Annotated in this window: 9 protein-coding genes and 1 pseudogene; 5 read left to right on the top strand and 5 right to left on the bottom strand. The window is 43.9% G+C overall.

The annotated features are described in order from the left end of the window. Positions 1-312: 312 nt before the first annotated feature. Positions 313-1,020 carry a LytR/AlgR family response regulator transcription factor gene (locus BLU80_RS15160; protein ID WP_091400130.1) on the bottom strand — a complete coding sequence of 236 codons (708 nt, stop codon included), beginning with the start codon at positions 1,018-1,020 and terminating at the stop codon, positions 313-315. Then, positions 1,017-2,102, bottom strand: a complete 1,086-nt coding sequence (locus tag BLU80_RS15165) for a sensor histidine kinase (protein WP_091400132.1) — start codon at positions 2,100-2,102, stop codon at positions 1,017-1,019. The genes BLU80_RS15160 and BLU80_RS15165 overlap by 4 nt, the downstream gene beginning before the upstream one ends. Before the next feature lie 221 nt (positions 2,103-2,323). On the opposite strand from BLU80_RS15165, the gene BLU80_RS15170 reads away from it, so the two are divergent. After that, a complete protein-coding gene (locus BLU80_RS15170; protein ID WP_091400133.1) occupies positions 2,324-3,316 on the top strand; it encodes a DUF6268 family outer membrane beta-barrel protein in 993 nt (330 codons plus the stop codon). Between the two features lie 80 nt (positions 3,317-3,396). On the opposite strand, the gene BLU80_RS15175 is transcribed toward BLU80_RS15170, so the two are convergent. The 3 genes from BLU80_RS15175 to BLU80_RS15185 all read right to left on the bottom strand — a co-directional run bounded on the left by BLU80_RS15175 (position 3,397) and on the right by BLU80_RS15185 (position 5,436). Further along, positions 3,397-4,104: a phosphatase PAP2 family protein gene (locus tag BLU80_RS15175; RefSeq protein ID WP_091400135.1), complete on the bottom strand. Its 708-nt coding sequence runs from the start codon at positions 4,102-4,104 to the stop codon at positions 3,397-3,399. An 87-nt stretch (positions 4,105-4,191) separates the two neighbouring features. Beyond that, positions 4,192-4,842, bottom strand: coding sequence for a phosphatase PAP2 family protein (locus BLU80_RS15180; RefSeq protein ID WP_170831260.1), 651 nt, complete (start codon positions 4,840-4,842; stop codon positions 4,192-4,194). Between the two features lie 153 nt (positions 4,843-4,995). Continuing rightward, on the bottom strand, positions 4,996-5,436 hold the full coding sequence (locus BLU80_RS15185; RefSeq protein WP_091400139.1) for a hypothetical protein: 441 nt from the start codon (positions 5,434-5,436) through the stop codon (positions 4,996-4,998). 202 nt (positions 5,437-5,638) lie between these two features. Here BLU80_RS15185 and BLU80_RS15190 point away from each other — a divergent pair, with 202 nt between their 5' ends. From BLU80_RS15190 to BLU80_RS15205, 4 genes and pseudogenes are all read left to right on the top strand, one after another. Continuing rightward, complete coding sequence (locus BLU80_RS15190) at positions 5,639-6,883, top strand: TolC family protein (RefSeq protein ID WP_091400141.1); 1,245 nt, start codon at positions 5,639-5,641, stop codon at positions 6,881-6,883. Further along, positions 6,880-7,815 (top strand): efflux RND transporter periplasmic adaptor subunit, encoded by a 936-nt coding sequence (locus tag BLU80_RS15195; RefSeq protein ID WP_091400143.1) that lies wholly within the window; start codon positions 6,880-6,882, stop codon positions 7,813-7,815. Before BLU80_RS15190 ends, BLU80_RS15195 begins: the two co-directional genes overlap by 4 nt. A gap of 110 nt (positions 7,816-7,925) precedes the next feature. Then, positions 7,926-10,973, top strand: coding sequence for an efflux RND transporter permease subunit (locus tag BLU80_RS15200; RefSeq protein ID WP_091400145.1), 3,048 nt, complete (start codon positions 7,926-7,928; stop codon positions 10,971-10,973). 406 nt (positions 10,974-11,379) lie between these two features. Further along, a pseudogene (locus tag BLU80_RS15205) lies at positions 11,380-11,645 on the top strand (hypothetical protein); the annotation flags it as partial.

Below are 11,645 nucleotides of genomic sequence, written 5' to 3' on the forward strand. Positions count from 1 at the left end.
TTTGATAATCTTTATAAAAGCTTCGTATTCAGTCGATACAGCTTTTCCCTGAAAACTTTAAAATAAAATCAGGGATTTTGCTTCATCTTAAAGAGATTCTGTTTATAAAAGTCATTGCTTCTAAAGGACCTTTGCCCTGAAAATGATGCCGCTAAAACCCTGCTGCCCGCAACCGGCTTATCTGTCAGTGATATTTGCCTGTAGCTTAGGATTCCAATATCCCCAGTCCTTCCTGCAGCTCTTTAAAAACCGGACTAAAACCTCTCCTGCTAACGCTAGAGACTCCTTTATAAAAGCGAAGTTTCTACGGTTTTATATATTCCAGTACCGGTCTAAAAAGTCATTGCGGTAGATGTCTCCCAGCGGTATGGCTGTATTTGCTATATAGACATTATGGTTGTCAAAGGAGTCTACATGTTCCAGATTGACAATAAAAGACTTACTGACCCTGATGAAGGATTCTGAGGGCATTTTCAGATGGATATTTTTCAGGTTCAAAGCCGTAATCAGCTTTTGATGGGGTGTAAAGATCATGGTATAGTCTTTCAGGCCTTCTATATAAAGTATATCCCGGAATTTTACTTTATGGTACCTTCTGTCTGCCTTGATAAAAAGATAATCGCTGTTATTGCCTTCCACGGTGTTCTGCAGGGCAGCATCTGACAACATTTTCTTATAGAGCGTGGCCTTGCGGATGGCTTTTTCCAGCCGGAGTTTATCAATGGGTTTTAACAGATAATCAATGGCGTCCAGCTCATAGCTTTTAAGGGCATACTGAGGGTAGGCGGTCGTAAAGATTACCAGGCTTTCTTTGGGAATATGGCTGGCAAATTCCAGCCCGGTTAAACCGGGCATCTGTATATCTAAAAACAGCAGGTCTGCCTGGTGCGTTTTAAGGAACTCCATGGCACTATTGGCATTGGAGAACTTGCCGGTGACTTCAAGGGTAGATACCTCCCGAATCAGGCTCTCCATTTCATCTCGGGCCAGCGGTTCATCGTCTATTATAATGCAGTTCATAAGGGAATGGTTAAGTCTACTAAAAACTCGGTGGCAGTGGAGGTGATCTGAAGGGTATGCCTGTCCTGATAGAGCAGGCTGAGCCTTCTTTTTATATTGGCCAGCCCGAGCCCGCCATATTTGCCCCGGCTGGGCATATTGCCTAAATCATGGGTATTCAGGCAAATAAAATGGAGCTGCTCCTGATCTTTTTGTGTAATATGTATGGTGATGCGCTCCGGGCGCCCTTGGATATCCGCACTGTATTTGATGGCATTTTCTATAAAGGTGGTAAACAGATTGGGCGGCAGTTGAATGCTATTTTGGGCCTTTAGGGGGATATCCGTCTGTAAATCAATATTCAGATGGTCCCGGCGGAGCTTTTCCAGTTCGGATAGATTAGACAGAAAATGAAGCTCCGAGCTCAGCGTGGTCTTATTATCTCCGTTTTCGTAGAGCTGGTATCTCAGAAAATCGGAAAGCTTAAGTATCACCGTGGAGGCTTTGGCCGGATCAATCCTGATTAAAGCCTTCACGTTATTGAGCATATTAAAGAGGAAATGGGGATTGATCTGATTTCTGAGTTCACTCAGCTCCATTTGCAGGGTCAGATTGCTGAGCTCCGTAATCGTTTCCCGGTCTTGGGTCCACCGGCCGAATAACTTGATGGTGGTCGTCATAAAAATAATGGAAATGGTAATAATTATACCGGTGCCGATGCTCATATCGCTGTTTTCCGGATAATACCGCTGAGCAGCCTCCATATAGGTGTTGGCGATATAGGAAATGGCCAGAAGCGTTGTGACTACCATAATGGTCAGCAGCAAGAGATAGAGAAAATATCTGGCTTTAAAAAAGAACCGGGGCACTAACACATAAATATTGGTATAAATCATTGCCACAAACCAAAAATAGATCAAAAACAACCGCCCGTTATTGAAAATGCCGGGGGCTTTGGGAATCTGCTTTGCGGTGTAGACAAAAATAAAGAGCATGACCAGAAATAAGGCGTGCCTGAGCACCCTAAACCGCTTGCTGATGATCAGTCGAATGATCTGCTCATTTTTTTGTTTCTCCGTGTATTGGTAATGGGGTTGAACCAACTCTGATTTTTTTTGATCCTACAAAATTAGGCTATTTACCTGCCCGGGACGGCTAAATTCTACCAAGTACGGCCTTTTTCCTACCAAAACGCCGAAAAAAAACCTCCGAAACGACGCTTGGTAGAATTTCTAATGGCTTTAGTCTAAAACCCGCCGTAAAAGCTGCGGGATAGGATTGTTTTGCATGCTGAAATCTGTACCTCATCCATTAAACATATCGTATGAAACCATTTTTTTTCCTTTTAGCCTTACTACTATTGTCGCCGTCGGCCTTTCCGCAGTCCAGAGACTCGTCTTCTGCTACGCAGAAATTCACAGCTTACCAGGCGGATAAATTTACCACCAGGCGGACCCTTAATCTTGAATTTACCCAGCTGGGCGCCTATGACTTTACGTCCAGGCTCAGGAGCGGCGCAGCGGCGCTCCTGAGAGGCAGGGTCAGCCATATGAGTCAGGCCTCGGCTAATATCAATATTAATTTTATCCAGACCAGAAAATGGATCCTTGGCGCCAGTTTTAACTATCATTATACCGGCCTGAAAGCTGACTTTAGTGAACCCGTCACCGGACCTGATCAAACCGGTAGCATAAGTAATGACTACCACTACCATAACTCCTCTTTGAACCTGACCCGGATTTCCAGGCTATGGAATAAGCCCATGGTCTACTACGGCAGTATAGCCGTGGATGGCAGTGAAAAAGGCTTTGAAAGGGTCAAAGGGCTGGCCTCTGCCTCTATGGTCCTAAAAAGTAATGCTGAGACAAAAATAGCGGTGGGTCTATTTGTAACGGTTGACCGTAGCTCCCAGATTCCGGTCATGCCCGTATTCAGCTATGAGCACAAGTTAGGTGACGGTTACTTGCTGGATATCGCGCTGCCCAGAAATGTCCTGATCCGTAAACATGTCTTTGGCAATGGCAGGATTTCTCTCGGAACAGAAATCAGCCGTACCAATTTCTATCTCTATCATCTGGACAATACCGGTAAAATTTATGAATATAATCAGGGAGATATTAACAACGGCTTTATTTATGAACACCTCCTGTTCAAAGACTTTATACTGAGTCTCAAAGGCGGTGTCAGAATCAGCCCCAATGCCAGAATCTTTGATCGGGATAAAAGCGTGAGTGATTATATTTTTGAAACGAAACCGGACCCTACCGCTTATCTGAACCTTGGTATTTCTTTGAATCCTTTTAGGAAAAAAAGGTAGAGGGCTCTATTTTTATAACAGCTGAATAGAGTAGTCTTTTTATAAAAAAGGCTTGGTTTAAAACCTGAACGTAAACCTCATTAATTGAATTTCACCGACCGTTTACCCCATTTATAATGATGGGTCCAGTAGGCAACTTTCATGGATAAAACACCCAGGCCTGCTCCTACCAGGACGTCGCCTAAATAGTGCTTATTATTGGCTATTCGTAGCAGGCCTACGCCGGAGGCAAAGCCGTATGCCGCATAAGGCATCCAGGAAAACCGGTCTTTATATTCCTCACTCAGCATGGTCGCGGTAGCGAAAACCTGCAGACTGTGGCCGGAAGGGAATGAATAGTGATTGGAATGATCCGGCCGCCATTCATGTATGCTATGTTTGAGGGCAAAACCCGTGGCTGCCACCAGCACTTCCGCCTTGATCAATATAGCGGTACGGTTAAGGATATCCGTTTTGGATGGTATGCCCACCATATCCAGGCCGTAAGGGATTACGGCCGGAACATATAACAGGTAATTATCTGCAGCTGTCTGAAAATGGGTGAGATGATCCTTATGAAAGCTAAGCTGCGTATTTTTCATCCCGGAACTTAGATCCAGCAGTACGCCTGAGCCTATCATAGCAGCCGGCGCGTAGAGCTCCTCCATGGAGAAATCAATCTTAGGTTGTAGGGCCTGTAGGGTTCTACCTGAACCCTGAACCGTGCTATCCTGCGCTGAGAACTGCGCGGATACCGGCAAATAACCAACCATAAAAAAACAGACCACCAACCACACCCTTCTGACCATAAAGACTTTTTGCAAAGATGCCCCGCTATTATGAAAATAACCTGAACAGACTCTGAATGAAAAATGAAGGGGGCAAACAAATTCCTGTTACCTGGCTCTATGTTTACCCCATTTATAATGATGAGTCCAATAGGCCAGCTTTACGGATAAAATGCCAACGGCGGCACCTACAAATACATCACAGATATAATGCTTATTATTGGCCATTCTAAGCAGACCGGTACCGGAGGCAAGGCTGTAGGCTGCATAGGGTAACCACTTATACCGGTAACCATATTCCTGACTTAAAAAAGTCGCCGCCATAAATGCCTGAGCCGTATGGCCGGAAGGAAAAGACATATCATTACTGCCATCCGGCCTTTGCTCCCTGACGCTGCTTTTTAATAAATAAGTCACTCCCAGCATCAGCCCCTCGCTTTTTATCATGAGCGCAGTCTGGTTGGCAAAGTCCGTCTTTGCCGGGATACCCAGGCCTTCTAATGCATAGGTTGCCATCAGCGGTGAGAACTGCAGATAGTTATCAATTTGCGTCCTGAAACTGGAGAAATGGTTCTGCCTGAATTCTGCGAGTTCATTTTTCAGTCCCTCCTTCTTATTAAAGAAAGTGGACATCCCTGCCACGAGTAAGGCCCCCGGCACATAGAGCTGCTTTTGCGAATAGCGAAGAACCGGTAAAGGCATAGCCATAGAGTCTCCTGTATAGGTAAGAGAATCAAGGTCTTGCCCCTGTACACTCATAAAACAAAAAGATAACAGCATAATAAAAAGCCTGCGAATAAACATAATGATAATATCTGGTCCTATAAATCCCAAGTAAAAAAACTACGTGGGCAGTCAACATTTCTATATAATTATGGGTCGCTATTTAAGCTTTAACGCTCCCATTTTAAACTAGTCTGCTTTAGCCGTTTTTATAAACTTCCCCTCGTGATCAAATATATAGGCCACGCCTTTTACGTCCGCTTCATAGGTCCATACACCCGCTGCATCCTTGTTTTCGGAAGCCTCTTTGATTTTTTTATGCACCTGCTCTCTCATATAGCTTTTTACCCCGTCCGGTAATTTCTCTACCTCAATATCCGCTTCTGACTGGATAAATTTTCCATCAGCAGCATATAACTCAGCGTGGTCCTGTCCGTTTCCCTTCCAGTTACTTTCAAAATTTCCATTTTCTTTCTCCCACTTAGCATTAAGCGCAGCTGGATGCGCTTTTACAAAAGCGTCCTTTACCTTTTGAGGTACAGCTATCTGCGCCTGGGCGGTTAAGAAAAAAAACGGAGCTGATAGTAAGACGGACATTGTTTTCATTTTCGCGTTCATTTGCGTTTTCATTTTAATTATCTTTTTTAAGGTTAAAAGTCAGGGCAAACATATCTTCCGTTACTGAATTAAATTTGAAAAAACGGCCATTTTCATAGGATCATTTGGTTAAAATATTTTTAAAAAAATCTTTTTTGCAGATAGTCCTTTACACCGGTGCACAACCGCAGCCATGCTTCTGAATTTATTCAGATTCAGGTAACATCTTTGTATCATGAAAAGATATCTTCCCTTTATCTTATTACTTCTTACTTTCCTGACTAAAAAAGCATTGGCGCAAAAAAAGGATCTGCATTACTATTTATCTCAGGCAACCAGTAATGCCCCTGCGCTTTTCTTAGCAGAAAATCAGATAAAATCATTAGGGATAGATAGCCTGAAACTAAGAGCTACTTACGGACCGCAGTTATCCGCAAACAGCAACCTATTATATGCACCTGTTATCAAAGGATGGGGTTATGATGAAGCCATCACCAACGGACAAAATGTTTCTGCAGTGATTACCGTCAGTAAAGAAATAGGGAGTAAAAATAATCTTGAGACCAGGCTTGCGAGTTTTTCCATTCAGCAGCAGCAATTAAGCAACCAGGCAATGCTTTCCAAAAAGACCTTGGAACAAGCAGTCATTCAACAATACATTATCAGCTACGGCAGTCAGCAGACATACCGTCTGGCTGTGGAAATCGATACCTTTTTGCAAAATGAGGATCAGGTGCTGTTGCAGCTTACGCGTTCAGCTGTCTTTAAACAGACGGATTATCTGACTTTTAAAGTCGCCCTGCTGCAGCAGCATCTTGCGGTAGCGCAGAGCAAAACGCAACTTTTAAATGATTTGGGAAACTTAAATTATCTGTGTGGCTTAGACGGCTCCAGCTGGGCAGAGCTTCAAAGGCCCGTGCTGGAAGATAGCGCGCTTCTCCCCTTTGAACAGACGGTCTATTATAAAGCAAGCCTGCTGGATAGTCTGAAAAACGAAAATGATGCAGCGCTGACAAAACTGAACTACAAAGCTAAAATCAATGTATTTGCTGATGGCGGTTATCAGTCCTCCTTCATATATCAGGCGGAGAAAAACTTCGGGGGCAGTATAGGTCTCGCCCTGACGCTTCCACTTTATGATGGCCATCAAAAAAAATATGCGCTCCTGCAAAATAAGTTACTGGAAGCCTCCCGAAGTAAAGCCACCGGTTTTTATCATCAGCAGTATAATCAACAAATCAGGCAGCTGACAGAGCAACTCAGTCAGTATGAACAATTAATGAAGCGAGCCAGTGAGCAGCTCTTATATGCCAGAACCCTGGTGGAGGCGAACCGAAAACAACTCAGTACGGGCGATGTCCGTATTACGGATTATCTGTTGTCTGTCAATAATTATTTGAATCTCAGAACAGTGGTGATTCAAAATGATATGAACCGGCTTTCCTTATTCAATCAAATACACCATATTATTTTAAAATGAGTCAACCACTTTTGATAATCCTCTCGGCTGCGGCTCTGCTTATGGCAGGGTGTACAAATACCGCTGCCACGGATGACGGAGACAACTCCGGTGCCGCTAAGATAACGACGCCAGTAACGGTTAGTACGGGAAGCACTGGGACCTTGAAAGACAGTCTTATACTACCCGCCGTTTCCATCTATTTACTGAGCGCCGATATAAAAACCAATATCAACGGTTATATCAACCAGGTAGATTTTAATCTGGGAGACGCTGTCACAAAGGGACAGCTGCTTTTTGAACTGGAGACCAAAGAAGCCAAAAGCCTGGGTAATACCATCGACAAGCTGGATTCATCCTTTAAATTTTCCGGGATCAGCCGGATTAAAAGCAGCACCAGCGGTTACATCACCATGCTAAATCATCAGAAGGGCGATTATGTCCAGGACGGCGAAATCCTTGCCAGCATCACGGATAAAAACAGCTTTGGATTTATACTGAATCTGCCTTTTGAAAACAGGGCGCTCGTCCACCTACATCAAAAGGTGGATATTCAGTTGCCGGACGGTTCCAGATTAACCGGCACCGTAACCAGGTTCATGCCCCAAATGGACAGTGCTTCCCAAACGCAGCAGGTCTTTTTAAAAATATCCGGCGGCAATACGCAGTTAAATGTACCCAGTGGCCTGATCGCAAACGTGGTATTAACCAGGGAGCTTGCCACTTGCTTTACCCTGCCCAAAGGCTGTGTTTTTGCAGATGACAGCCAGGATAGTTTTTGGGTAATGCAACTGATTAATGATTCCACTGCGGTTAAAATACCCGTTAAAAAAGGGCTGGAAAATAACCAGCGCGTTTTGATCCTGTCACCTTCTTTCAGCGCGCAGGACAGATTTATCCTGGAAGGCGGATACGGGTTAACAGATACGGCAAAAGTAGAGCTGCAGCGCTAAGGCTGCACGGTTGCTGCACTTTGACAGTACAGTGACAGCTCCGTGATAGCTCTGTGCCCTTTGAAGCTTTGGCCTCTGGATAACTATTTCATTTTCAACAATAAGACACCATGAAGCGCGATTTTTTTTCTACTTTTAAATACCCGCTACTCATTTTAGCGGTGATCACACTGATCGCCGGCGGTTATAGCTTTACGAAAATGAAAGTGGCGCTTTTTCCGGAAATCACTTTTCCAAAAATAAAAGTGATTGTAGACGCCGGACAAAGACCCGTCAGTCAGATGGCGGTCAGTGTCACGAGGCCTTTAGAAAACGCCATAAAGCAGGTGCCGGACCTGGCTACCATAAGGAGCACGACCAGTAGGGGGAGTTGCGAGATTTCAGCTTTTATGAACTGGAGTGCAGACATTGACCTGTCTAAGCAGCAAATAGAATCCCGCATCAATGAGATCCGCAATCAGTTGCCCGCTGATGCCAGCATAAGCGTTGAAAAAATGAATCCCTCTATCCTGCCGGTCATGGGCTACTCTCTGACTAGCAATAAGTTAAATCCCATTGCTTTAAAGCAACTTGCGTTATATACCATCAAACCCTATTTGTCCCAGGTGGCAGGGGTTAGTGATGTCCGGATTATTGGTGGTCAGGACAAAGAATACTGGATACAGCTCAACCAGGTTAAAATGAGCGCCCTTGGCATCACACCACAGCTGGTTGCACAGAGCTTCTCGAGTACGAATTTTATTCTTTCCAATGGATATTTGTCTGATTACAGATCAATGTATCTGACACTCACAGATGCGCAGTTAACCAGCATGCAACAGATTGAATCAATGGTAGTGAAGGGCAGTGGCAAGCGGGTGGTACAGTTAAGAGATATAGCGGATGTGATGATTCATCCGGCCAAACAATATATTAAGGTCAATGCCAACGGGAAAGAGAGTATCCTCATTGCTATTGTCAAACAACCAAGTGCCAATGTCGTGGAACTATCGAGGGCCATGCAGGCAAAAATCAGTCAATTAAAGAAAATCCTGCCTAAGGGCGTTCAGATCCGCTCCTATTATAACCAGGCAGACTTTGTAAATAATACGGTACATAGCGTAATGGACTGCCTGTGGATTGGTCTCTTGTTAGCTGTCATAGTGGCTGTTATTTTTTTAAAGTCTCTAAAACCCAGTATCACCTTATTACTGACCCTGCCTCTCACCTTGAGCCTTACCCTTATTGTTTTAAAGCTAACCGGCCAGGATCTGAATATTATGACGCTCGGAGCCCTGGCAGCCGCTACCGGGCTGATTATTGATGATGCGATCGTAGTCGTTGAACAAATACAACGCTTCCATGAACAGTCTGAAAATCAGCCGGCTGGATCTGTCGCCCGTGAGGCTATCCGGTATCTGTTTAAAGCCATGCTGGGCTCTTCCATCAGCACCGTTGTTATTTTCATCCCTTTTGTGCTGATGTCCGGGGTAGCGGGCGCTTATTTTAAGGTGATGACCTCCACTATGATTATCACCCTGATCTGTTCCTTTTTTATCACCTGGATTTTTTTACCGGTTATTTATTTGATTTTATCTACATCTAATAAGGTTGTTAGCAATTATATACCTTCACATCCTGTGCAGGAGAAAAAATGGGTCCGGTTCTTTATCCACCGTCCCGTTTACAGTATTATCTTCTTAATTATACTCATTGGGTCTATTATCCTAGTCATACCTCATTTGTCAACCGGTTTTCTTCCCCAAATGGATGAAGGAAGCGTAGTACTTGATTATGCTTCTCCACCCGGAACCACTCTTGAGGAAACCGACAGGATGCTGCACCAGATAGAGAAAATCATCACCGCGAACCCGAGTGTGGAAGCCTATAGCAGAAGAACAGGCACCCAGCTTGGCTTTTTTATCACAGAGCCTAATACAGGAGATTATCTGATTCAGCTTAAGAAAAACAGGTCGGTTACAACAGATGAGGTCATTAATTCCTTACGACAGCAAATTGAGGCCACACAGCCTGCCCTTAGGGTAGATTTTGGACAGGTGATGGGTGATATGCTAGGAGATCTCATGGAATCGGCACAACCTATTGAAATTAAGGTTTTTGGAAGTGATCAAAAAGTGATTCAGCAGTATTCCAGACAGATAGCTGCTATTCTTAACAGTGTAAAAGGCACGGCAGATGTTTTTGACGGGATAACCATCGCCGGCCCTTCCTTAATGGTCCATCCTGATTTTATGAGACTCTCTCAATATGGCATCACACCTACCGATTTTCAGTTTCAGCTGCAAAACGGACTGGAAGGAAATGAAGTAGGAAGTGTATTTGATCCCTTGCAATTAACCCCTGTAAGGCTGGTTTATCCCGGTAATAGTAATATGTCATTAAGTGCTATCCGAAATCAGGAGATTTTCCTGCCTGGCGGTCAAAGAAAACCTTTCTCGGAATTTGCAGACTTCAGCATTACCGGCGGGGTGGCGGAACAGCAAAGGGAGAATCTACAAAATATGGGCACGGTGGGCGCCAGATTAGAAAACCGGGATCTGGGCAGTACCATGCAGGAACTTCAAAATAGAATAGACAAAGAAGTTAATTTACCGCCCGGCTATTCCATAGCCTATGGAGGAGCTTATGCAGCCCAGCAAAAGTCTTTTACGGAACTGGCGCTTATTCTCGGCTTATCCAGCTTACTGGTATTCACGACTATACTGTTTTTGTTTAAAGACATCAGAGTCGCATTAATCATACTAATGCTATCGGTACTGGGTATTGCTGGCAGCTATCTGCTATTATATCTTACCAACACTCCTTTAAATGTCGGAAGCTATACGGGTATTATCATGATTGTGGGGATTATTGGCGAAAACGCTATATTCACCTATACACAGTTCAAAGCATCACTAAAGGAAATGAGTAAAGAGCACTCAATTATTTATGCCATCAGCACCCGGTTACGCCCTAAACTAATGACCGCAATCGGAGCTATTATTGCACTGATGCCCCTGGCATTAGGTATCGGAACAGGAGCTCAACTTCACCAGCCACTGGCAATAGCTGTAATAGGCGGTTTTCTGGTAGCCTTACCGCTGCTTTTAATTGTGTTTCCAACCATGCTTAATCTGATAGGTGGTAAGGAAAAGCAGGGCGACCGCAATCTGATATAAGAAACGATAATAGGCATGTGCAGATTAGGTAAACAGACACAGCCAGTAAACATTTTTTTTCTGCACCTTTAAGAAAGGCTTGATAGTGGGGGTTTATGGCCGTATAAAATCAATTTGAAAAAATCTTTTTATACCATTCAGCCAGATCCGTTTCAATGTCTTTATAATATTTGCAGATCGTTAAGGCCAGTTCAAAATTTGCTCTTTTATCTTTATAAGGATTTATTGTCAAATAACCATAAAAGCCGCCATCATTATCTACTATTACAGGAGGATAGGTTGCATAAGCATTAAAAGGTGAATAATTGCTATATGCACCTCCGTAAGTAGAGTCTGCTGAACAACTGCCAAATTATATGTAAATTGAGGTTTCAGTGGATTTTTCATTAAAAAAGTGCAAGGTTTTATGCGTGGAAGTTATAAAAAGCGTGCACCATCTCCGGTTTATAGCAGTCCCAACCAGCTAAGTTTCGAGGGTTTTGAGACCCCATTCGAGCAGCAGCTGGACTTGAATAACCGGTGGGTTTTCCTGGCCAGGAATATTCCCTGGGACCGGATCGTTGGTGTATACGATAAAGTATTCAGCTCTGCGGAAGGGAGAAAACCTCTCAGTGGGCGACTCGTCCTTGGCAGTCTAATGATCAAACATCTCTGTAAGTTATCAGACAGGGA

This window comes from Arachidicoccus rhizosphaerae, assembly GCF_900107765.1.
In the GTDB taxonomy this organism is placed as follows: Bacteria; Bacteroidota; Bacteroidia; order Chitinophagales; family Chitinophagaceae; genus Arachidicoccus; species Arachidicoccus rhizosphaerae.